General features: G+C 72.0%; 20 protein-coding genes and 1 riboswitch. Of the genes, 13 read left to right on the top strand and 7 right to left on the bottom strand.

Going from position 1 to position 22,260, the window contains the following annotated elements:
- Positions 1-209: 209 nt before the first annotated feature.
- From ALMP_RS08280 to ALMP_RS08290, 3 genes are all read left to right on the top strand, one after another.
- Entirely contained in the window at positions 210-881 is a 672-nt protein-coding gene (locus ALMP_RS08280; RefSeq protein WP_264925607.1) for a response regulator transcription factor, read from the top strand.
- A gap of 148 nt (positions 882-1,029) precedes the next feature.
- Positions 1,030-2,967: a 2-oxoacid:acceptor oxidoreductase subunit alpha gene (locus ALMP_RS08285; RefSeq protein WP_264925608.1), complete on the top strand. Its 1,938-nt coding sequence runs from the start codon at positions 1,030-1,032 to the stop codon at positions 2,965-2,967.
- Positions 2,960-4,054, top strand: coding sequence for a 2-oxoacid:ferredoxin oxidoreductase subunit beta (locus ALMP_RS08290; RefSeq protein ID WP_264925609.1), 1,095 nt, complete (start codon positions 2,960-2,962; stop codon positions 4,052-4,054). Before ALMP_RS08285 ends, ALMP_RS08290 begins: the two co-directional genes overlap by 8 nt.
- A gap of 32 nt (positions 4,055-4,086) precedes the next feature.
- On the opposite strand, the gene ALMP_RS08295 is transcribed toward ALMP_RS08290, so the two are convergent.
- The gene (locus ALMP_RS08295; RefSeq protein ID WP_264925610.1) at positions 4,087-4,491 is read right to left on the bottom strand and encodes a helix-turn-helix domain-containing protein; all 405 of its coding nucleotides are present in this window, start codon (positions 4,489-4,491) and stop codon (positions 4,087-4,089) included.
- 88 nt (positions 4,492-4,579) lie between these two features.
- Here ALMP_RS08295 and ALMP_RS08300 point away from each other — a divergent pair, with 88 nt between their 5' ends.
- From ALMP_RS08300 to ALMP_RS08315, 4 genes are all read left to right on the top strand, one after another.
- Positions 4,580-5,434, top strand: coding sequence for an SDR family oxidoreductase (locus ALMP_RS08300; RefSeq protein WP_264925611.1), 855 nt, complete (start codon positions 4,580-4,582; stop codon positions 5,432-5,434).
- 177 nt (positions 5,435-5,611) lie between these two features.
- A complete protein-coding gene (rarD, locus tag ALMP_RS08305) occupies positions 5,612-6,676 on the top strand; it encodes an EamA family transporter RarD (protein ID WP_264925612.1) in 1,065 nt (354 codons plus the stop codon).
- 18 nt (positions 6,677-6,694) lie between these two features.
- On the top strand, positions 6,695-7,162 hold the full coding sequence (locus ALMP_RS08310; protein WP_264925613.1) for a VOC family protein: 468 nt from the start codon (positions 6,695-6,697) through the stop codon (positions 7,160-7,162).
- A 150-nt stretch (positions 7,163-7,312) separates the two neighbouring features.
- Entirely contained in the window at positions 7,313-8,266 is a 954-nt protein-coding gene (locus ALMP_RS08315) for a M28 family metallopeptidase (RefSeq protein ID WP_264925614.1), read from the top strand.
- Positions 8,267-8,292: 26 nt separating this feature from the next.
- Here ALMP_RS08315 and ALMP_RS08320 read toward each other — a convergent pair whose 3' ends face one another.
- Positions 8,293-9,828, bottom strand: a complete 1,536-nt coding sequence (locus ALMP_RS08320; RefSeq protein ID WP_264925615.1) for a tetratricopeptide repeat protein — start codon at positions 9,826-9,828, stop codon at positions 8,293-8,295.
- A 191-nt stretch (positions 9,829-10,019) separates the two neighbouring features.
- Between ALMP_RS08320 and ALMP_RS08325 the strand changes: the two genes are divergently transcribed.
- The 3 genes from ALMP_RS08325 (at position 10,020) to ALMP_RS08335 (ending at position 12,446) form a co-directional block, all read left to right on the top strand.
- A complete protein-coding gene (locus tag ALMP_RS08325; protein WP_264925616.1) occupies positions 10,020-10,565 on the top strand; it encodes a DUF6668 family protein in 546 nt (181 codons plus the stop codon).
- Positions 10,566-10,612: 47 nt separating this feature from the next.
- Positions 10,613-11,749 (top strand): amidase, encoded by a 1,137-nt coding sequence (locus ALMP_RS08330; protein ID WP_309299444.1) that lies wholly within the window; start codon positions 10,613-10,615, stop codon positions 11,747-11,749.
- 109 nt (positions 11,750-11,858) lie between these two features.
- Positions 11,859-12,446, top strand: coding sequence for a flavodoxin family protein (locus tag ALMP_RS08335; protein ID WP_264925617.1), 588 nt, complete (start codon positions 11,859-11,861; stop codon positions 12,444-12,446).
- A gap of 9 nt (positions 12,447-12,455) precedes the next feature.
- On the opposite strand, the gene ALMP_RS08340 is transcribed toward ALMP_RS08335, so the two are convergent.
- The 4 genes from ALMP_RS08340 to ALMP_RS08355 form a co-directional block, all read right to left on the bottom strand.
- On the bottom strand, positions 12,456-13,391 hold the full coding sequence (locus ALMP_RS08340) for an ABC transporter permease (RefSeq protein ID WP_264925618.1): 936 nt from the start codon (positions 13,389-13,391) through the stop codon (positions 12,456-12,458).
- Positions 13,378-14,313 (bottom strand): ABC transporter ATP-binding protein, encoded by a 936-nt coding sequence (locus ALMP_RS08345; protein ID WP_264925619.1) that lies wholly within the window; start codon positions 14,311-14,313, stop codon positions 13,378-13,380. Before ALMP_RS08345 ends, ALMP_RS08340 begins: the two co-directional genes overlap by 14 nt.
- 40 nt (positions 14,314-14,353) lie before the next feature.
- Positions 14,354-15,553 (bottom strand): DUF2092 domain-containing protein, encoded by a 1,200-nt coding sequence (locus ALMP_RS08350; protein ID WP_264925620.1) that lies wholly within the window; start codon positions 15,551-15,553, stop codon positions 14,354-14,356.
- A 290-nt stretch (positions 15,554-15,843) separates the two neighbouring features.
- Positions 15,844-16,854 carry a polyprenyl synthetase family protein gene (locus ALMP_RS08355; protein ID WP_264925621.1) on the bottom strand — a complete coding sequence of 337 codons (1,011 nt, stop codon included), beginning with the start codon at positions 16,852-16,854 and terminating at the stop codon, positions 15,844-15,846.
- 264 nt (positions 16,855-17,118) lie between these two features.
- On the opposite strand from ALMP_RS08355, the gene ALMP_RS08360 reads away from it, so the two are divergent.
- The gene (locus ALMP_RS08360; protein WP_264925622.1) at positions 17,119-19,113 is read left to right on the top strand and encodes a CocE/NonD family hydrolase; all 1,995 of its coding nucleotides are present in this window, start codon (positions 17,119-17,121) and stop codon (positions 19,111-19,113) included.
- A 270-nt stretch (positions 19,114-19,383) separates the two neighbouring features.
- Positions 19,384-19,571: riboswitch (cyclic di-AMP (ydaO/yuaA leader) on the top strand.
- Positions 19,572-19,573: 2 nt separating this feature from the next.
- Complete coding sequence (locus tag ALMP_RS08365; RefSeq protein WP_264925623.1) at positions 19,574-20,041, top strand: transglycosylase SLT domain-containing protein; 468 nt, start codon at positions 19,574-19,576, stop codon at positions 20,039-20,041.
- A gap of 64 nt (positions 20,042-20,105) precedes the next feature.
- Here the strand turns inward: ALMP_RS08365 and ALMP_RS08370 are convergent, their stop codons facing one another.
- On the bottom strand, positions 20,106-20,930 hold the full coding sequence (locus ALMP_RS08370) for an HAD family hydrolase (RefSeq protein WP_264925624.1): 825 nt from the start codon (positions 20,928-20,930) through the stop codon (positions 20,106-20,108).
- A 225-nt stretch (positions 20,931-21,155) separates the two neighbouring features.
- On the opposite strand from ALMP_RS08370, the gene ALMP_RS08375 reads away from it, so the two are divergent.
- Entirely contained in the window at positions 21,156-22,220 is a 1,065-nt protein-coding gene (locus tag ALMP_RS08375) for a GNAT family N-acetyltransferase (protein WP_264925626.1), read from the top strand.
- Positions 22,221-22,260 lie beyond the last annotated feature (40 nt).

Raw genomic sequence — 22,260 nt, forward strand, 5'->3', positions numbered from 1 at the left:
CCCGCCCACCGCCCCGACCTGAGCCCCCATCCCACCCGACCCCGACCCTGAGCCCCACCCGAGCTGACCCCATCGCTCCCCGCCCCTCCGGGGGCCGTTTCCGGGCACGCCGTGGCCGTAATGCGCTGCTCGAGCGCACCTGGATCCGGATCCTGGAATGCTGGACTCGTTCAACGAAAACGGGTGGGCGGGCTGGGGGGCCGAGGATCGTGGAGGACAGGGTGCGGGTGGTCATCGCGGAGGACTCGGTATTGCTGCGAGAGGGCCTGACCCGGTTGCTGACCGACCGGGGCCACGAGGTCGTGGCGGGGGTGGGGGACGCCGAGGCGCTGGTGAAGACGATCACCGAGCTGGATGCCGAGGGGGCCCTGCCCGACGTGGTGGTGGCGGATGTGCGGATGCCGCCCACGCACACCGACGAGGGGGTGCGGGCCGCCGTACAACTGCGCAGGTCGCATCCCCGGCTCGGGGTGCTGGTGCTGTCGCAGTACGTGGAGGAGCGGTACGCCACCGAACTGCTGGCCGGTTCCAGCCGGGGGGTGGGTTATCTGCTCAAGGACCGGGTGGCCGAGGTACGCGAGTTCGTGGACGCGGTGGTCCGGGTGGCCGACGGCGGTACCGCGCTCGATCCCGAGGTGGTCGCGCAGCTGCTCGGCCGCAGCCGCAAGCAGGATGTGCTGGCCGGGCTCACCCCCCGGGAGCGAGAGGTCCTGGGGCTGATGGCGGAGGGGCGGACCAACTCGGCGATCGCCAGGCAGCTGGTGGTGAGCGACGGCGCGGTCGAGAAGCACGTCAGCAACATCTTCCTCAAGCTCGGGCTGTCGCCGAGCGACGGGGACCACCGGCGGGTGCTCGCGGTGCTCACCTACCTGAATTCGTGATCATGCCAGGGCAGGGCGCCGGGCCGTCTCACAGAGTGATCGTCATGCGGATGGCCGAGGGAAGGCGACCTTTACAGACGTAGGGTTGATCCAGGGAGGTCTTCGGGAAGGCCGCCCAGGACAGCCACCTCCAGGGAGGTCCAGTTCAGTGACCAGTCAGGTCAGCAGCCCAGCGGAACAGACCGACGGAGCCGACGGAACCGTCGTGGGAGAGCAGCGCAAACCGGGCGGGACGAAGGACGTCCGCCGTCTCGACCGAGTGATCATCAGGTTCGCCGGGGACTCCGGTGACGGCATGCAGCTCACCGGTGACCGCTTCACCTCGGAGACGGCGTCGTTCGGCAACGACCTGTCGACCTTGCCGAACTTCCCCGCCGAGATCCGCGCGCCCGCCGGCACCCTGCCCGGTGTCTCCTCGTTCCAGCTGCACTTCGCCGACCATGACATCCTCACCCCGGGTGACGCGCCCAATGTGCTCGTCGCCATGAACCCGGCCGCTCTGAAGGCCAACATCGGTGATGTGCCGCGCGGCGCGGAGATCATCGTCAACACGGACGAGTTCACCAAACGGGCGATGCAGAAGGTCGGCTACGACACCTCGCCGCTGGAGGACGGGTCGCTCGACGGGTACCAGCTGCACCCGGTGCCGCTGACGACCCTGACCGTGGAGGCCCTGAAGGACTTCGACCTCACCCGCAAGGAGGCCGAGCGCAGCAAGAACATGTTCGCGCTCGGCCTCTTGTCCTGGATGTACCACCGGCCGACGGAGGGCACGGAGAAGTTCCTGAGGTCGAAGTTCGCCAAGAAGCCGGAGATCGCCGAGGCGAACCTGGCCGCGTTCCGGGCGGGCTGGAACTTCGGGGAGACGACCGAGGACTTCGCGGTCAGTTACGAGGTGGCTCCGGCGGCGAAGGCCTTCCCGGTGGGCACCTACCGGAACATCTCCGGGAACCTGGCCCTGGCGTACGGGCTGATTACCGCCTCCCGGCAGGCGGATCTGCCGCTGTTCCTCGGCTCGTACCCGATCACCCCGGCCTCCGACATCCTGCACGAGCTGAGCAAGCACAAGAACTTCGGTGTGCGCACCTTCCAGGCCGAGGACGAGATCGCGGGCATCGGCGCGGCGCTGGGGGCGGCCTTCGGCGGGTCGCTGGCCGTCACCACGACGAGCGGCCCCGGTGTGGCGCTGAAGTCGGAGACCATCGGGCTCGCGGTCTCGCTGGAGCTGCCGCTGCTGGTGGTGGACATCCAGCGCGGCGGGCCGTCGACGGGTCTGCCGACCAAGACCGAGCAGGCCGACCTGCTCCAGGCGATGTTCGGGCGCAACGGCGAGGCGCCGGTGCCGATCGTGGCGGCGCGCACCCCGGCCGACTGCTTCGACGCGGCGCTGGAGGCGGCGCGGATCGCGCTGACCTACCGCACCCCGGTGATGCTGCTGTCCGACGGCTATCTCGCCAACGGCTCCGAGCCGTGGCGGATCCCGGAGCTGGACGAGCTGCCTGATCTGTCCGTGCAGTTCGCGCAGGGGCCCAACCACACGCTGGAGGACGGCACCGAGGTCTTCTGGCCGTACAAGCGCGATCCGCAGACGCTGGCCAGGCCGTGGGCGGTGCCGGGCACACCGGGGCTGGAGCACCGGGTCGGCGGCATCGAGAAGCAGGACGGCACCGGCAACATCTCCTACGACCCCGCCAACCACGACTTCATGGTCCGCACCCGCCAGGCGAAGGTCGACGGCATCGACGTCCCGGACCTGGAGGTCGACGACCCGCACGGGGCCCGCACCCTGGTCCTCGGCTGGGGCTCGACGTATGGGCCGATCACGGCGGCGGTACGGCGGCTGCGCACGGCCGGTGAGGCGATCGCGCAGGCCCATCTGCGCCACCTCAACCCCTTCCCGGGGAACCTCGGGGAGGTGCTCGCCCGCTACGAGCGTGTGGTGGTGCCCGAGATGAACCTCGGCCAGCTCGCCACCCTGATCCGGGCGAAGTACCTGGTCGACGCCCACTCGTACAACCAGGTCAACGGTATGCCGTTCAAGGCGGAACAGCTCGCCGCGGCGCTCAAGGAGGCCATCGATGACTGAGACGACCCGTTCGTCGAGGGAAGCCACGGGCACGGGCACGATCGAGGCGCTGTCGCTCGTACCCAAGGCCGGGGCGCGCCAGTCGATGAAGGACTTCAAGTCCGATCAGGAGGTGCGCTGGTGCCCCGGCTGCGGTGACTACGCGATCCTGGCGGCCGTCCAGGGCTTCATGCCGGAGCTGGGCCTGGCCAGGGAGAACATCGTCTTCGTGTCGGGCATCGGCTGCTCGTCGCGCTTCCCGTACTACATGAACACCTACGGCATGCACTCCATCCACGGGCGGGCGCCGGCGATCGCGACGGGGCTGGCGGCCTCGCGGCGGGACCTGAGCGTATGGGTAGTCACGGGTGACGGGGACGCGCTGTCCATCGGCGGCAACCATCTGATCCACGCCCTGCGGCGCAACGTGAACCTGAAGATCCTGCTGTTCAACAACCGGATCTACGGCCTGACCAAGGGCCAGTACTCGCCCACCTCCGAGGTCGGCAAGGTCACCAAGTCGACGCCGATGGGCTCGCTGGACGCGCCGTTCAACCCGGTGTCCCTGGCGCTGGGCGCGGAGGCGTCGTTCGTGGCGCGCACGATCGACTCCGACCGCAAGCACCTCACCGAGGTCCTGCGGCAGGCCGCCGCCCATCCGGGGACGGCGCTGGTCGAGATCTACCAGAACTGCAACATCTTCAACGACGGCGCGTTCGAGGCGCTGAAGGACAGGCAGTCCGCCCAGGAGGCGGTGATCCGGCTGGAGCACGGGCAGCCGATCCGCTTCGGGACGGACGACGCGCGGGGCGTCGTACGGGATGCGGCGACCGGTGATCTGAGAGTGGTCACGGTGACGCCGGAGAACGAGGCGGACGTGCTGGTGCACGACGCCCGCGCCGCGTCGCCGACCACGGCGTTCGCGCTGTCGCGGCTGGCCGATCCGGACACCCTGTACAACACGCCGATCGGTGTGTTCCGCGCGGTGGAGCGGCCCGTGTACGACACGCAGATGGCCGAGCAGTTGGACACGGCGATCGAGCAGCACGGCAAGGGCGACCTGGCGGCGCTGCTGGCCGGCGGCGACACCTGGACGGTCATCGGGTGACGTCGGCCGTGATGATCTGCGCGAAGTGATGTCTACGAGGCCCGGGACTGGATTTCCCGGGCCTCGTCGTACGCCCGGCGGGCCTTTTCGACGTCCGCCATGCGCTCGTTCGTCCAGGTGGCCAGCGCCTTCACCTGCTGGGCCGCCTCGCGGCCGAGGTCGGTGAGGGAGTAGTCGACGCGGGGCGGGATGACCGGCTTGGCGTCGCGGTGGACCAGGCCGTCGCGTTCCAGGGTCTGGAGGGTCTGGGTGAGCATCTTCTCGCTGACGCCCCGGCCGCCGTAGTCGGCGATGGCCCGGCGCAGCTCGCTGAAGCGGTAGGGGCGCTCCAGCAGCTCCATCAGCACCAGGACGCCCCAGCGGCTGGTGACGTGCTCCAGAACGAGTCGGTGGGGGCACATGGCCTCGCCGGCGGGCCCCACTTCACTTACGGCCATGCCAGTACCTTACTTCAAAGTGGGTACTTTCGCAGAGTTAGCGCACCTCCTAGGGTTAGTGCCACTGCACCCCACAAGGAGTTCCCACATGAGCATCGTCGTCACCGGAGCCACCGGACACCTCGGCCGCCACGTCGTCGCGCAGCTGCTGGAGAAGGTTCCCGCCGAGCAGATCACCGCCGTCGTGCGCGACGAGGCGAAGGCCGCCGACCTCGCGGCGCGTGGCGTGAAGCTGGCGGTCGCCGACTACAACGCCCCGGACACCTTCGACGGCCTGTTCGCCGCCGGTGACAAGGTGCTGCTGGTCTCGGGCAACGAGTTCGACAAGGGCCGCCCGCAGCAGCACAAGGTCGTCATCGACGCCGCCAAGGCGGCCGGTGTCGCCCTGCTCGCCTACACCAGCGCCCCCGGCTCCCTCACGGCCGCGCTCGCCGACGACCACCGGGCCACCGAGGAGATCCTGACCGCCTCCGGCGTGCCGTACGTGCTGCTGCGCAACAGCTGGTACCACGAGAACTACACCGAGAACCTCGCCCCGGTACTGGAGCACGGCGCCGTCACCCACGCGGCCGGCGAGGGCCGGGTCTCCAGCGCCTCCCGCGCCGACTACGCGGCCGCCGCCGTCGCCGTGCTGACCGGCGAGGGCCACGAGAACAAGACCTACGAGCTGGGCGGGGACACCCCCTGGAGCTTCGCCGAGTACGCCGCCGCGCTGAGCGAGCGGACCGGTCGGCAGATCGTGAACAACGCCGTCTCGGTCGACGCCCTCACCGGCATCCTGGCCGGCGCCGGGCTGCCCGGGCCGCTCGCCGCGATCCTGGCCGGCGTGGACGCGTCCATCGAGAAGGGCGAGCTGGTCGTCAGCACCGGTGACCTGTCCCGCCTGATCGGCCGTCCCACCTCCCCGCTCTCCGAGTCGATCGAGGCCGCGCTCAAGGGCTGACACTCCCGTCCGAGCCGCGCTCAAGGGCTGACACTCCCCCTCGGGCCCTTGGGCTTCCCGGCCCCCGCCTGTCATGACCGTATGCCGATACGGGCATGACAGGCGGGGGCGTTCGGCGTTACCTTCGTCCACGCGTACAGGCCGGTCGGCGAGAACGGCGGCGAGAGGGAGGTGCCCGTGGCGGGGACGTCGAGGAGCGAGGGCCGGACAGGCCTGTTGAACGGCTTCGCGGCCTACGGGATGTGGGGCCTGGTCCCGCTCTTCTGGCCGTTGCTGGAGCCCGCCGGGGCGGTGGAGATCCTCGCCCACCGCATGGTCTGGTCCCTCCTGTTCGTCGCCGCCGCGCTGCTCGTCGTACGGCGCTGGGCGTGGGCCGGCGAGCTGCTGCGCCAGCCGCGCCGACTGGCGCTGATCGCGCTCGCCGCGGCCGTCATCACCGTCAACTGGGGCGTCTACATCTGGGCCGTGAACAGCGGGCACGTCGTCGAGGCGTCCCTCGGCTACTTCATCAACCCGCTGGTCACCATCGCGATGGGCGTGCTGATCCTGAAGGAACGGCTGCGGCCCGTGCAGTGGGCGGCGGTCGGGATCGCCCTCGCCGCCGTGCTGGTGCTGACCGTCGGCTACGGCCGCCCGCCGTGGATCTCCCTGATCCTCGCCTTCTCCTTCGCCATCTACGGGCTGGTGAAGAAGAAGGTCAACCTCGGCGGAGTGGAGTCGCTGGCCGCCGAGACCGCCATCCAGTTCCTGCCCGCCCTCGGCTACCTGCTGTGGCTGAGCGCCGACGGCGGCTCCACCTTCACCACCGAGGGCGTCGGCCACGCCGCCCTGCTCGCCTCCACCGGCATCGTCACCGCGCTCCCGCTGGTCTGCTTCGGCGCGGCGGCGATCCGCGTGCCGCTGTCCACGCTGGGCCTGCTCCAGTACCTGGCGCCGGTCTTCCAGTTCCTGCTCGGCGTCCTCTACTTCCACGAGGCCATGCCGCCCGAGCGCTGGGCCGGATTCGCGCTGGTCTGGCTGGCACTGACGCTGCTCACCGGGAACGCGCTGCGCACCGCGCGCCGGGCCGCCCGCGCGCTGGCCCACGACACGCCGCCGGCGGGCAGCCCCGGCACGGTCCCGGCCGCCACCCCCGACCGGGCGCCCGGCACGCTCCCGGCCGCCACCCCCGACGGGGCGCCCGGGACGGATCGGGCCGCGCACGACGCGCGGGAGCCGGAGGCCGGGGTTCCGCGCGGCTGACCGCCTATAACTGGTCGCATGACGCAGACACCGGTACCACCCGTGCACTGGAAACTCGTCGTCGACGCCCTCGACCCGCACACCCAGGCCGACTTCTGGGCGGCGGCGCTGCACTACGAGGTCGAGGACAACAGCGCGCTCGTCGAACGGCTGCTGGGGGCGGGCGTGCTGCCGGGCGAGGCGACCGTCGAGCACCACGGCCGCCCGGCCTTCCGGGACCTGATCGCCGTACGGCATCCCGAGGATCCGTTCGACAAGGACAGCGGGACCGGGCTGGGGCGGCGGCTGCTGTTCCAGCGGGTGCCGGAGACGAAGACGGTCAAGAACCGGATCCATCTCGACCTGCACCCCGGGGAGGGCCTGCGCGCGCGTGAGGTGGCGCGGCTGACGGCGCTGGGCGCGAGCGTGCTGCGGGAGGTGAACGAGCCGGGCGGATCGTGGGTGGTGATGGCGGACCCGGAGGGGAACGAGTTCTGCGTGCAGTGACACATCCGGGGTCCCGCTGTCCGAACTCGCTGTCCGGATAGCACTCTTGACGGAGTGTTGGCCACAGCTTCACCATCCAGGCACCCCATTCACTGTGGGTTCCCTGTGGCCACCCCGTGGGGAGCCCCGCTGCATTCGGAGCCCCCCACCATGAAGCTCTCCGTCTCCGGGCGGACGTCGGCGGCCGCCGTCGTCGCGGCCGTCACGCTGCTCACCACCGGGTCCATAGCCGGTGCCGCGCCCGCTCCCGCTCAGGGGGCGGTCGCCGTGGCGCCCGACCTTCCCGTGGCCAATGTCAAAGCACACCTGACGCAGTTCCAGTCCATCGCCACCGCCAACGGCGGCAACCGCGCCCACGGCCGGGCCGGCTACAAGGCCTCCCTCGACTATGTGAAGGCCAAGCTCGACGCGGCCGGATTCACCACGACCGTCCAGCAGTTCACCGCCTCCGGCCGCACCGGCTACAACCTGATCGCCGACTGGCCCGGCGGTGACGCCAACCAGGTCGTGATGGCCGGCTCCCACTTGGACAGCGTCAGCTCCGGCGCCGGCATCAACGACAACGGCACCGGCTCGGCGGCGGTCCTGGAGGCCGCCCTCGCCGTGGCCCGCACCGGCTACCAGCCCACCAAGCACCTGCGGTTCGCCTGGTGGGGCGCGGAGGAACTCGGCCTGGTGGGGTCGCGGTACTACGTCAACAACCTGTCCGCCGCGAACCGCGCCCGCATCAGCGGCTACCTCAACTTCGACATGATCGGCTCGCCGAACCCCGGTTACTTCGTCTACGACGACGACCCGGCCATCGAGAAGACCTTCAAGGACTACTTCGCCGGCATCGGCGTCCCCACGGAGATCGAGACCGAGGGCGACGGCCGCTCCGACCACGCGCCCTTCAAGAGCGCGGGCGTGCCGGTGGGCGGGCTGTTCACGGGCGCGAGCCGGGCCAAGACGGCGGCGCAGGTCACCAAGTGGGGCGGTACGGCCGGACAGGCCTTCGACCGCTGCTACCACTCCTCCTGCGACACCGTCTCCAACGTCAACGACACGGCGCTCGACCGCAACGCGGACGCGCTCGCGTACGCGGTCTGGAACCTCTCCGACTAGCGGAGCCGGTTCGGCTCGGGGCCGGCTCAGCTCCGGGGCGGGCCGCCCGCGTCGGCGGCCCGCTCGGCCCGCTCGGCCAGCCGGGTCATCCGGGCGCGGGCCGACTCCAGCTGCTCGATGTCGTCGGCGGCGGGCCCCTCCTCGGTGGTCAGCTCCGTCCACAGGCCGAGCAGCTCGGTCCCGAGGTTCAGCCCCTGCAAGGGGTCGCGTACGGCACGCCAGGCCGCCGCCGCGCTCTGGACGTTGCCGTACGCGCCCTCCGCGTCCCGGGTGCGGCGGCGGATGCGGGCCAGGTCGAGGGAGAGATGGAAGGAGCGGAGCGGGTCGCCCGACAAGTAGGCGATGTAGGCGGTGAGTTCACGGAGCTTCAGCACCTCGGGGTGCTCCGGTCCCAGCGTCCCGGACGTCTCCATCACGGTCCGCTCGGCGAGCGCGGCCGCACGGTCTATGCGGCCCGCCCGCACGGCCTCGTTGATCTGCGCCATCGGCTCTCCGAGGAGGGCGGGGGCGCCGCCGTCGCCGGTCGCGCCGCGGGGGTCGTCCTCGAGCACCGCCTCAGCGACGGCGTCGAAGCCACGGGCGGGCGTCGGCTTGGGATCGGGATCCGGGACGGCGTCCGGGACGGGGTCGGTGTAGAGGGCGGCGGCGGGGACGGGGTCGGAGTCGGAGTCGGGCTCCGGGACGGGGATCGGCTGAGGAGCCTGGTCCCGCACCGGGATCGGCTGAGGAGCCTGCTCCCGCACCGAGATCGGCTGAGGAGCCTGCTCCCGCACGGGGATCGGCTGAGGCGCCTGGTCCCGCGCCGCGTCCGGCTCGGGAGCCGGCTGCTCGTCCATCGTCGGGGCCGGGCCGAAGACGCCCGTAGGGGCGGTGACCGTGCCGGGGTACGGGGTGCCGTCCTCGGCGGGTTCGGGGACCGCCCGGAACGCGGCCGTCGGCACCGGGTCGTCGTCCGGCTCCCACACGGCGGCCGGCGCGTCCTGCGGCACCGGCTCGCTCTGCGGCTCCGGCACGGCGCGCAGCGGGAACGTGGGCGCGGTCTCCTTCACCGGCTCCGGAACCCGCCGCAGGAAGTGTGTGGCCTTGTCGCGGCGCGGCGCGGCGGGGGGCTCTTCGGTGGGGACGGGGGGCGCCGGAGGGGTCGGTGGTGCCTGCGGGGGCCGGGAGGCATGTGGGGCAGGAGGGTTCTGGGGCACCTGAGGGGCTTGGGGACCTTGAGGAGTCCGCGGCGCCGTGGCGGTGGAGTCCCTCGGCGGTGCCACCCGCAGCGGCTCCCCGGTGAAATGGCTGGAACCGTCCGGCTCGACCCGCAGCGGGACGACGTAGCCGATGCGCTCGTCGTGGACGGTGGCGAGAACGGGCTGCGCGGTGGCGCGGGCGATGAGGTGCAGATGGCGCAGGACGGCGTGCTGGATCTCCTGACCCTCCGCCGGCACGACGGGAACGCCGCCGATCGTCGCCGGCCCGCCACCGGGGACCCGCACGTCGAGCGGCGCCACCACGGCGGCCGGCCGTCCGGCGCGCTTCTGTTCCCGCTTCTTCTCGCGGCTGAGTCGAGACATCGGTTCCCTCACTCGGACACGTCACCCCTGCACATACGTCGTGCTCATGACCCGTGCACCCACACGTACACGTACTGTTGAGTCTCTCCGCTCGCTCCCGGTGCTCGCGTCACCACGACGTCACAGCCTCGTTCCAAGAGCCCGTGAGGAGCGGTCCGGCAGGAGCGGTCGCGACGAGGAGGTTACGGGGCATGCGGACGACCGACGGGCAGCACGCGCCGCAGGCGCGCGGACCGGAGATCTGGATCCGCGGTCCGGTGGCCGAGCCGGAGCCCGTGCCGGGCGGGTACCAGCCCGCGGGCGCCTCCGCCGCCGCGCCGCGCCGCTTCTCCTGGCTCGGCACGCACGGCGGCGCGGGCACCTCCACGCTCGCCGCCGTCTACGGCGGGCACGACAGCGGACGCGACTGGCCGGGGCCGGGCGACCCGGTGTCCGTCCTGCTCGTCGCCCGGACGCATGCGAGCGGCCTGGAGTCCGCGCTGCGCGCCCTGGAGGTCTTCCGGCGCGGGGAGGCCCCGCCGGGCCTGGACCTGGACGCGGTCGTCCTGGTCGCGGACGCCCCGGGCCGTCTGCCGCGCCCGCTCGTGCAGCGGGTCCGGCTGATCGAGTCGGTCATCGACGTGTACCGGGTGCCGTGGGTGCAGTCCTGGCGCCTGGGCGACCTGAGCGGCGAACCCCCGCGCGAGACGGACCACCTGGCCCGCCTCACGGGCGCGGCCACCCGGCGGTCCCGCTGAACGTGCCGGGGCGGCAGGGGCGGACTCGACTGGCGTCGGCCTCCGCCGTGGAGATCGCCGAAGCCGTGCGCGGCGGGCGGTCGCGGGCCGTGGACGTGGTGACCGGGGCGCTGGGGCGGATCCGTCGGGGTGACCGCGCGCTGTGCGCGTTCGCCGAGGTGTGGGAGGCGGAGGCGCTGGCGTGGGCGGCCGAGGTCGACGGGCGGGTCGCGGCGGGTGAGCCACTGCCACTGGCCGGGGTGCCGATCGGGGTGAAGGGGGCGTACGGGCTGCGTGCGGCGGGGCCGCTGATCGCCGCCGGGTGCGTGCCGGTGGGGGCGACGTCCGTGCCCGGCTCCGGAACGCCATGGCAGACGTGGGGCCTCGGCGCCCACGGCCGCACGGTGAACCCCTGGCGCGCCGACCGCACTCCGGGCGGCTCTTCGGCCGGCTCGGCGGCGGCGGTGGCGGCCGGCCTGGTCCCGCTGGCGACGGGCAGCGACGGGGCGGGCTCGGTCCGTATCCCGGCGGCCTGGTGCGGTGTCGTCGGCCTGAAGGTCACCAACGGCCGGCTCCCGTCCCCGGACCGTACGGGGCTGACGGCGCCGGGCGTGCTCGTGCGGTGCGCGGCGGACGCGCACGCGTGGTGGCGGGTGATGACGGGGGCGGCGCCGGATGCCCTGTCCGGCCCGCCCGAGCCGCCCACCGCCGTGTTCTCCCCGGACCTCGGCTTCGCCGGCCCCGACCCCGAGCCCCTGGCTCTCGCCCGGGCGGCCGTGGCCCGCCTCGTCGACACCGGTGTCGTACGGCTGCTGCGGCCCGAGGCGCCGCTCGTACTGGAGGACCCCGCGCCCGCCTGGCTCGCGCTGCGCGCACCGGGCTCCGATCCCGGTACGGCCCGGCGGATCAGGGCGGTCAACGAGCGGCGGCTGGACGGTTTCTTCGCGCGGGCCGACCTGCTGCTGACGCCGACGACGCCGACCGCCCCGCACGGCCACGAAGGCCCCGGCGACCGCTATTCGACGGCGCTGACCTGGTCGTTCAATCTGAGCGGGCATCCGGCGATCAGTATCCCGGCGGGCCTGGGCACGGACGGCTGCCCGGCCGGCCTCCAGTTGGTGGCGGCGCGGGGCGGGGAGGACCTGCTGCTCTCGGTGGCGAAGGCGGCGGCTCCCCGCCGGCTCGAATCCCCCTGGCCAAACTAATTGCACACACATATGATGCATACGCGCATTGATGCAGACGCCTGCTTATTGCAGGCGCCTACTTGTTGCATGCGCTTTTTATCCTCGCACGCCGACCATTGGGGGATCCATGAGCACCCGCCGTTTCCTGTTCGTGCTCGGCAGCAGCCGCGACGAGGGCAACACCGAGCTGCTGGCCCGCAGGGCCGCCGAGCAGTTGCCCGCCGACGTCGAGCAGGAGTGGATCAGCCTCGCCGAGCACCCGCTGCCCGACTTCGAGGACCTGCGCCACGACAGCGACCACGTCCGCCCCACCGAGGGCACCACGGCCCTGCTGCTCGACGCCACCCTCGCCGCCACGGACATCGTGATCGCCTCGCCGCTGTACTGGTACACACTCTCCGCGCACACCAAGCGCTACCTGGACCACTGGTCGGGCTGGCTGCGCACCCCCGACCTCGACTTCAAGGCGACGCTCGCCGGGCGCACCCTGTGGGGGGTCACCGCGCTCGCCCACCCGCAGGAGGTGGTGGCCGACCCGCTGGTCGGCGCGCTGCGCAACTCGGCCGCCTACATGGGTATGCGGTTCGGCGGGGTGCTGCTCGGCAACGGCAGCAAGCCCGGGGACGTCCTGAACGACAGCGAGGCGCTGGCCCGCGCGAAGACCTTCTTCGCGCAGGAGGCACCGCTCGCCCGCTTCCCCTACGAGACCGAGTGACGGCAGCCGCTACGCGGTGATGTCCTTCGCCGTGAACCGCGCCCACGCCGCCGAGCCGAACACGGCCACATACAGGGCCTGCAGTCCGAGATTCTTCTGGAGTTCCTGCCAGTAGACGGGGTCGCGCATCAGGTCGGCGAAGGACAGCCAGTAGTGGGAGAACAGATACGGGTGGATCCCGTGCAGCTGCGGGATCTGGTCGAGGATCTGGACGGTCGTCAGCAGCCCCACGGTCGTCGCCATCGCCGCGATCCCGCTGTTGGTGAGCGTGGAGACGAACAGGCCGAGCGCGGCCACCCCCAGCAGGGACGCGGCGACGACCAGGGCGATCAGCAGCGCTCTGAGCAGGCCGTCGGCGAAGCCGATGCGGGTGCCGGAGATGGTCGTGAGGTCACCTAGGGGGAACAGCAGCGCGCCGACCGCGAGCGCCGACAGGGCGACGACCAGGGTGGCGAGCAGGCAGAAGGCGACCGTGGTGGCGTACTTGGCGAGCAGAAGGCGGGTGCGGCCGGCGGGGGCGACCAGCAGATAGCGCAGGGTGCCGGCGTTCGCCTCGCCGGCGACCGCGTCGCCCGCGACGACGCCGACGGCCATCGGCAGGAAGAACGGCAGCGTCGCCGCCAGCGCCGTGAACACCAGGAACAGGCCGTTGTTCGTGATCTGCGCCATGAAGGCGGGGCCGTCACCGCCGCCGCCCTGCGGTCCGGCCGTCGAACCGTCACTGGTCTCGATCTTCACGGCGATGCCGACGAGGACCGGCACGGCGGCCAGGACGCCGAGCAGGGCGAGGGTGCGCCAGCGTCGGAGGGTGGTGACGAACTCGCTGCGGAAGAGGCCGAGCGTCCACCACCGGCTGGGCGCCCGGACGGCCGCGGCGGCAACCGGTGCCGCCGTACCGGCCGTCGTGCCCGCAGTCGTGTCGGCTTCCGTGTCAGCCCGCGACATCGAACCCCTCCCCCGTGAGTGCCACGAACGCGTCCTCCAGTGAGGCCCGCTCCACGCCGAAGCCGCGCACGCGCACACCTGCCGTGACCAACGCCGCGTTCAGCTCGGCCAGTTCCCGCTCGCCGGGCGGCTCGCCCGTGACCCGGTCCTCGGCGACGACGACATCGCCGACGCCCTGCTCCTTCAGCACCCGGGCCGCGTCCGCCGTGTCCGGCGTGGTCACGGCGAGCCGGCCGCGCGCCAGGGCCGCCAGGTCGGCCACCGCGCCCTGGGTGAGGAGCCGGCCGCGCGCCATCACGGCCGCGTGCGTACAGACCTGCTCGATCTCGTCGAGGAGGTGGGAGGAGAGGAAGACGGTGGTGCCGTCGGCCGCCAGCTCCCGGATCAGGACCCGGATCTCCCGCATGCCCTGCGGGTCGAGGCCGTTGGTGGGCTCGTCGAGGACGAGCAGCCGACGGGGCTGGAGCAGGGCGGCGGCCAGGCCCAGCCGCTGCTTCATACCGAGCGAGTACGCCCTGGCCTTCTTGCCGGCCGCGGCCGTCAGCCCCACCCGCTCCAGCGCCGCGGCGACCCGGGCGCGCCGGGTGCGCGGATCGGCGGTCGGGTCGGCGGCGTCGTAGCGCAGCAGGTTGTCGCGGCCGGAGAGATAGCCGTACAGGGCGGGACCCTCGATCAGGGCCCCGACCTGCGGCAGCACGGTCCGCGCGGCCCGGGGCATGGGGTGCCCGAGCACGCGCGCGGTACCGGAGGTGGGCTCGATGAGCCCCATCAGCATGCGGATCGTGGTGGTCTTGCCTGAGCCGTTGGGCCCGAGGAACCCGAAGACGCTGCCCGCCGGGACGGCCAGGTCGAGGCCGTCCACGGCGAGCTGTCCGCCGCGGTAGCGCTTGGTGAGGGCGCGGGTGTGGATGACGCTGTCCAAGGGCTCCCCCGATCGTCGTACCCGTAGCTCCGCAGGGTACTTACCGCCCCGCGTCCGCCGCCTTCACCAGGGCGTCCTTGGTGACGGCGCCGACGTAGACCTTGCCGTCGTCGGTCATCAGGGCGTTGATCAGGCGGGTGGAGAAGACGGTGCCGGAGCCGAACTTGCCGGTGACCTTGTCACCGAGGGAGTCCAGGAAGCCGCCGAAGGCACCCGCGTCGGGCATCTCCGCGGAGCTGGGCACGCCCTGGCCGCCGGTGTCGAAGGTGGCGATGGACGTCCAGCCCTCGCCGAGGACGTTCAGCCCGGCCATGTCCTTCTCGGTGGGGGCCGTGGAGTGCTCCGGGAGCTTCTCCGCGCCGGGCGCGTCCCCCTCCGTCACCTTGGCGCCCTTGGGCGGGGTGAAGTCGAAGGTGGAGGCGGCGGGCTTGGCGAAGCTGATCTGGGTGAAGCCGGCGTCCACGACGGCGGAGCCGCCGCTCTTCGGGGTGAGGGTGAACTTCAGCGGCAGGCCCGTCTGGGCATCGACGGCCACGCTGATCGCGCCGACCGTGGAGCCGGACTGCTTCGGCTTCACCACCAGCCGGTAGGCGTCGCGGCCGGCGACCTGCACGGTGCCGTCGACGGTCACCGAGGTCGTGGTGTCGACGGCCTTGAGGGCCTCCTCGGTGAGATCCTTGGGCGTGGCGGGAACGGGGGTCTCGGCCTTGTCCGTCCCCTCCTCGACGGTGGAGTGGTGCACCTCGTTGGAGGCGCTGTCGTACCCCCACACGTCCTTGCCGTTGTGGATGACGCTGTACTCGGCGGCGTTCTCCAGCAGCGACAGCTTCTGCTTGTCGGGGCCGTCGGCGGCGACGCGCAGGGTGTGGGTGCCCGAGGCGAGCTCGGTGAGCTTGGTGGAGGGGTCGGCGGAGGACCCGTCGCCCTCGCCGGCCGCCCCGGAGAGCAGCCCGCTCTCCAGCCCGCCCAGGTCGGGCAGCCCCAGATCGGTGGTGATCTTCACCGTGCCGGACAGCTGCTGCACGTCCGAGGCGGCGATCTTCTCCAGGAGCTGCTGCGTGGTGATCTTCGGCAGGTCGGGGTCGCCCGAGTCGGCGATCGCCGGGACCAGCCCGATCGTCGCCGCCGCGACACCCGCCACGGTGACCGGGACGACGTACCGCACGGCCTTGCGCCGTCCGACGCGCAGGTCGTCGTCCTCCCCGGCGCGCGTGCTGTCGTCGGATGCGTACGGTGCCATGTGTGCCTTACCTCCGTCGTCGGCGGCGGCTGATCGACTCCCGGGTGAGCGTGCCCACCTCAAGCCGCCATTCTCACCCGAATCGGTGAGGAGTGGTGTTTTCCGTTGTCTCCATCTGACCAAATCGGCCGGGCGACTTCGTCACCCCGAGGACTCAACTCCGTGTACGCCTGCGGTATGACACGGGGTGGATGTGGGGTGGAGGACCCGTAGGGGACGAGGGAGCGGAGATCAACTGCCGAGACCGACGCGCCACGACGACCACGAGGCCGGCGCCCTACGACGAAGGGTCAGCCGGCGCGGTGGACGACGGCGTCGCAGAGTTCCATCAGGGCCAGCTTCGCGTCGCACTCCCGCAGGGGTGCCAGGGCCGCCCGGGCCTCCCGCGCGTAGCGCACGGTGTCCGCGCGGGCCTGTTCCAGCGCCGGGTGGGCCCGCAGGGCGGTCAGGGCCTCGGCGTGGCGGGCGTCGTCGGTGAGGTCGGAGTCGAGCAGTTCGCACAGGGCGACGTCCTCGGGCAGCGCCAGCCGGGCCGCCCGCTCCCGCAGCCGCAGCACCGGCAGGGTGGGGATGCCCTCGCGCAGGTCCGTGCCCGGGGTCTTGCCCGACTCGTGCGAGTCGGAGGCGATGTCCAGGACGTCGTCCGCGAGCTGGAAGGCGACGCCGAGCCGCTCGCCGTACTGGGTGAGGACGTCCACGACCGTCTCGTCGGCGCCGGACATCATCGCGCCGAACCGGCAGGACACCGCCACCAGCGAGCCCGTCTTCCCGCCGAGCACGTCCAGGTAGTGCTCGACCGGGTCCCGCCCGTCCTGCGGTCCGGCCGTCTCCAGGATCTGGCCGGTGACCAGCCGCTCGAACGCCTCCGCCTGGACGCGGACCGCCTCGGGCCCGAGGTCGGCGAGGATGTGGGAGGCGCGCGCGAAGAGGAAGTCGCCGGTCAGCACGGCCACCGAGTTGCCCCAGCGGGTGTTCGCGCTCGGCACCCCGCGCCGTACGGTCGCCTCGTCCATCACGTCGTCGTGGTAGAGGGTGGCGAGGTGGGTCAGCTCCACCACCACCGCGGAGGGCACCACACCGGGCGCGTACCGGTCCCCGAACTGCGCCGCGAGCATCACGAGCAGCGGCCTGAACCGCTTCCCGCCCGCCCGGACGAGATGCTGGGCGGCTTCCGTGATGAACGGAACCTCACTCTTGGTGGCTTCGAGCAAGCCTTCCTCGACAGCCGCCAATCCGGCCTGGACATCGGCTTCCAGAGCCTGGTCCCGCACGCTCAGCCCGAACGGCCCGACGACGGTCACGAGGAGTCTCCTGTCTGCTGGTGTCTACTGGCGATTACGCGGTTTGTCGATAGGTCGCTGCCATCACTCGAGTCAGCGTATCCGGTCACGTTTCGATCACCGATAAGCCCCCACGTCCCCCGGGTCCGACTTTCCTCGACCGAGAGGTGCCCCGATCAGGCCGGGCGGCATCGGATCACGACCGGTATGTTTCTGATCACCTGATATGAACCGACGATTGCCGACCGATCCGGACGTAGTGGCGCATGCCCCGGGAGCCACGCCATGCACATCCGCACCTCCTTCCCGCACGAGACGACCCACGAGGACCTGCGCGTCCCGCTCCCGGACGGGACGCTCCTGTACGCGCGCGTGTGGCGCCCACTGACGGACGAGCCCGTGCCGGCGCTCCTGGAGTACCTGCCGCACCGCCTGACCGACTGGACCGCGCCCCGCGACTGGCAGCGCCATCCCTGGTACGCGGGTCACGGCTACGCGTCCGTGCGGGTGGACGTGCGCGGGCACGGCAACAGCGAGGGGCTGCCGGGCGACGCGTACCCGGCGTCGGAGCCGGCCGACGGGGTGGCCGTGATCGAGTGGCTGGCCGCCCAGCCGTGGTGCGACGGCCGGGTGGGCATGTTCGGGATCTCCTGGGGCGGCTTCGCCTCCCTCCGCGCCGCGGCTCTCGCGCCCGAGCCGCTCAAGGCGGTCGTCACGGTCTGCGCCACGGACGACCGCTATGACAACGACGCGCACTACCTGGGAGGTTCCGTCCTCGCCGCGGGCCTGCACGCCCGCGCCGCGGCCCTGCTCGCCTCCGCCTGCCGCCCGCCCGACCCGCACCACACCGGCGCGGCCTGGCGGGAGATGTGGCTGCGGCGGCTGGAGGCCGTGGAGCCGCTGGCCCCCACCTGGTTGGCCCACCGGACCCGGGACGCCTACTGGCGGCACGGCAGCGTCCGTGAGGACCTCGACGCGATCGAGGCGCCCGTCCTGGCGGTGGGGGGCTGGCACGACCCGTACCGCGACACGGTGCTGCGGCTCGTCGAGCACCTACCGCCGGACCGAGTGCGCGGACTGATCGGCCCCTGGTCGCACCAGTACCCCGACCGCGGCCTGTCGCCGGGGCCCGCGATCGGCTTCCTCCAGGAGACCCTGCGCTGGTGGGACCACTGGCTCAAGGGCGAGGACACGGGCGTCATGGCCGAGCCCCTCCTGCGCGCGTACGTCAGCGACTCCCGTCCCCCGGCGACGGTGTACGACACGCTGCCCGGCCGCTGGGTCGGCGAGCCCGCCTGGCCCTCCCCCGGGGTGAGCGGTGTCACGTACGCGCTCCTGGGCGGCCCGGTGCTCGTGCGGTCCCCGATGCACACCGGGGTGGACGCGGGCCGGCTCCTCCCCGTCGGCGGCGACGCCGATCTGCCGCCGGACCAACGCGAGGAGGACGGGCGCTCGGTCTGCTTCGACTTCCCGGTGGGCGAGGAGACGTGGGTGCTGGGCCGGCCCCGGGTGCGGCTGCGGCTGACCTGCGGGGTGCCGCGCGGACAGGTCGTCGCCCGCCTGTGCGACGTGGCGCCCGACGGTTCCTCGACGCTGGTCACGCGCGGGACGCTGAACCTCTCCGCGCGCCACGGCGTCGACCGCTCGGCGCCCTGGCCGCCGGGGGCGACCGAGGAGGTGTCCTTCGAGCTGTACGGCGTCGGGTACGCCTTCCCGCCCGGTCACCGCGTCCGGCTCGCCGTCTCCTCCGCGTACTGGCCGTGGCTCTGGCCGCAGCCGGAGTCGGCGGCGGGCTTCACCCTGGACCCGGCGGGCAGCGCGCTGGAGCTGCCGGTACGGACCCGCGAGGCCGGCCCCGGCATCCGCTTCGAGGAGCCCGAGCACGCCCCGCCCCTGGGGGTGAGCTCCCCGGCCACGTTCGACGAGCCGCGCCCCGGGCGGCAGGTGGTGCGGGACGTGGCCGAGGGCGAGTGGCGGCTGGAGGCGGAACCGAAGAACGGCGGCACGCGCGTGTACCCCGACGGGCTGGAGATCACCGAGGAGGCGCGGGAGACGTACGCCATCGGTGAGCGCGACCCCCTGTCGGCCCGCGCCCGCTCCGCGTGGACGATCCGGCTGCACCGTCCCGAGCTCGGCTGGGACACGACCGTGCGGACACGCTCGGAGCTCTCCTGCGACGCGGCCGACTTCCTCGCCTGCGACGAGGTGGTGTGCACGGCGGGCGGCGAGGTGGTGTTCCACCGGACGTGGGAGAAGCGCATCCCACGAACGCCCCTTTGAAAGGGACTTGAGATTATTGTCCGATTCACCCCTCTTGTGGATGCTGGTGAGTTGGCTCACTCCGCCGCCTTGCGACATCTCACACCGGACTTTGTGATTCCACTTTCTCCACAGGCAAGTTGACTCTTGCCGAATGCAAAGGATCAAGCACCCCATACGTCGCAGATCAAGGTCAATAGGGTGTTCTGTGAATCCGCCTCTTGTTCCGGACATGTGCTCTCGCATACGTTCCCGGCCTGTCGGGCGGACGCCGAATCCTGCCACCGCCCTTCACCACCATCGACGAACACTCGCGCAGGGCAGGAGCGGGGGACCCAGGTAAGCCGCCGGCCCGTACGTCACGCACGTACCGGACCGGCTAGGGGTGAAGTCGCGCCGCCGTGCCCGTACGGCGGCCGGCCGGGCACCTCCCCGCCCGAACCCGACAGCTCACCTCGCAGGCGCCGGAGAGGAACCTCGCATGTCCGCTGCCGCTCAGCGCCGCCGCTCCCGCCTGGCCCGTACCGTCGCCGTCGTCTGCGCCGGTGCCGCCGCACTCACCCTTCCGCTCGTCGGCGCGACCAGCGCCTCCGCCGCCACGACGTCGGCCACCACGATCGCCGGCTACCCCAACAACCTCGACGGCTGGATCCGCGAGTCGCTCGCGATCATGGCCGAGCGCGGCATCCCGGGCACGTACAACGGCATCTACCGCAACATCATCCGCGAGTCCTCCGGCAACCCGAACGCCATCAACCTCTGGGACTCCAACGCGGCCAAGGGCACCCCGTCCAAGGGCCTGCTCCAGGTCATCGACCCGACCTTCGCCGCGTACCACGTGCCCGGCACCCTGTACGACCCGTTCGACCCGGTCGCCAACATCACCGCGGCCTGCAACTACGCGGCGGACCGCTACGGCTCGATCGACAACGTGTTCGGAGCGTACTGATCGTTCGGGCTTGCTGACTGTTCGGGGGCGGTGCCTGTTGGGGGCGTGCTGAGCGCAAGCCCCCTCAGGGAAAGAGGCGTTCGAGGACGACGGCCACGCCGTCGTCCTCGTTCGACGTCGTCACCTCGTCGGCCACCGCCTTGAGTTCGGGGTGGGCGTTGGCCATCGCGACACCGCGCGCCGCCCAGTCGAACATCGGGATGTCGTTGGGCATGTCACCGAAGGCGATGGTGTCCCGCGGCCGCAGCCCCAGGTGTTCGGCGGCCAGGGCCAGGCCCGTCGCCTTGGTGATGCCGCACGGCTGGAGCTCCACCGTGCCGGGCCCCGACATGGTGACGGTCGCGAGCGAGCCGACCACCGAGCGGGCCGTCGCCGCCAACTCGTCGTCGGAGAGGGTGGGATGGCGCAGCAGCACCTTGCTGATCGGCTCGCACCACAGGTCGTCGCGGGAGTGCACACGCAGGGCCGGAAGGGTCGGGTGCGGCATCCGGTAGCCCGGCTCGATCAGCGTCAGCCCCTCGACGCCGTCCTGGTCGACGGCCGCGTACACCTGGCCGACCTCCGCCTCGATCTTGCCGAGCGCGGTCCACGCCAGCTCCCGGTCCAGGGTGACCGACCACAGCAGACGGTCCGCGGCGGCGTCGTACAGCTGCGCTCCCTGTCCGCACACCGCGAGGCCTCTGCTGTGCAGGACGTCCAGCAGCGGCCGTACCCGGGGCGCGGGGCGGCCCGTCACCACCAGGTGGCAGGCGCCGGCGGCCGCCACCCGCGCGAGCGCGTCGAGCGACCGGTCGGAGAAGGTGTCGTCGCCGCGGAGCAGCGTTCCGTCCAGGTCGGTGGCGATGAGGGAGTACGCGCTGCGCGCGGCATATGCGATGGGTGCGGCCATGATCAGAGAATACGGATCACGGCGCCCCTCCAACTCACTTGGGAATCAGGGGTAAAGAGAAACGGCTTTCTGCCGCAACGTCGGGTACCGACCGGTTCAAAGGCCTCTGCACCGGTTGGCAACAACTTGCTCCGCTACCTACCGCGTGAACTGCCCGGGCGGTACCTTCCAAGAGTCCAGGGGGGACTTGATCGGGGGGTCAGGTTGAGCAGTGGACGTATTCGCGTGCTGAGGCCGGAGGAACTCGGCGACGGGGAGAGGGAACGGTGGCGGGCGCTGCGCGCCGCGTCGATCGTTCCGCGCAATCCGTTCATGGAGCCGGAGTTCACCGACGCCGTGGGCCGGGTCCGGCCGCGTACCCGGGTGGCCGTGGTCCGCGAGGGGCGTGAGCCGGTCGGCTTCCTGCCGCACGAGCGGGGCCCGCTCGGCCAGGGCCAGGCCCTCGCCTACGGCGTCTCGGACGCGCAGGGCGCCGTACTGGGCCCGGGACTCGGGCTGGACGTGGACGAGATGATGCGGGCGTGCTCCCTGTCGAGCTTCGCCTTCGACAACCTGGAGGCGGAACAAGGGCTGTTCGCCCCGTACGCGGCGGCGGAGTACGCCTCTTACGTCATCGACGTGGAGAAGGGGTACGAGACGTACGAGTCGGTGCTGCGCGCCCAGTCGCCGAAGTTCCTGAAGACGACGCTCGCCAAGGAGCGCCGGCTCGGCCGCCAGGTGGCGCCGACACGGTTCGTCTTCGACGAACGCGACCCGGCCGCGCTGCGCACGCTCATGGCGTGGAAGTCCGCGCAGTACCGCAGGACCGGACGCCGGGACCGGTTCGCGCGGGCGTGGATCAGCCGGCTCGTGGACACGCTCGCCGCGACCCGCGCGCCGGACTGCTCCGGCACGCTGTCCGTTCTCTACGCCGGTGACCGGCCCGTCGCGGCACACTTCGGGCTGCGCTCGACGACCGTCCTGGCTTGCTGGTTCCCGGCGTACGACCCGGATTTCGCGAAGTACTCGCCCGGTCTGGTGCTGCATCTGCGGATGGCCGAGGCGGCCGCCGCCGAGGGCATCGGCCTGCTCGACCTGGGGCGCGGGGCGGCCGAGTACAAGGACTCACTGAAGACGGGCGAGCTGCCCGTCCACGAGGGAGCGTGGACGCGTCCGGGGGCGGGGGCCGCGCTCCACTGGCTCGGCCGCGAGCCGTCCCGCCGGGCGCACCACTTCGTGCGTGGCCGGCCGAGGCTCGCCGCGGTGGCCGCGCGGACGCTGAAGCGCGCGGGGCGGCTGCGCCGGTTCTGACGTTCACGGCTCATGACGTTCACGGCTCATGACGGGCATG

The organism is Streptomyces sp. A012304 (genome assembly GCF_026008495.1).
In the GTDB taxonomy this organism is placed as follows: Bacteria; Actinomycetota; Actinomycetes; order Streptomycetales; family Streptomycetaceae; genus Streptomyces.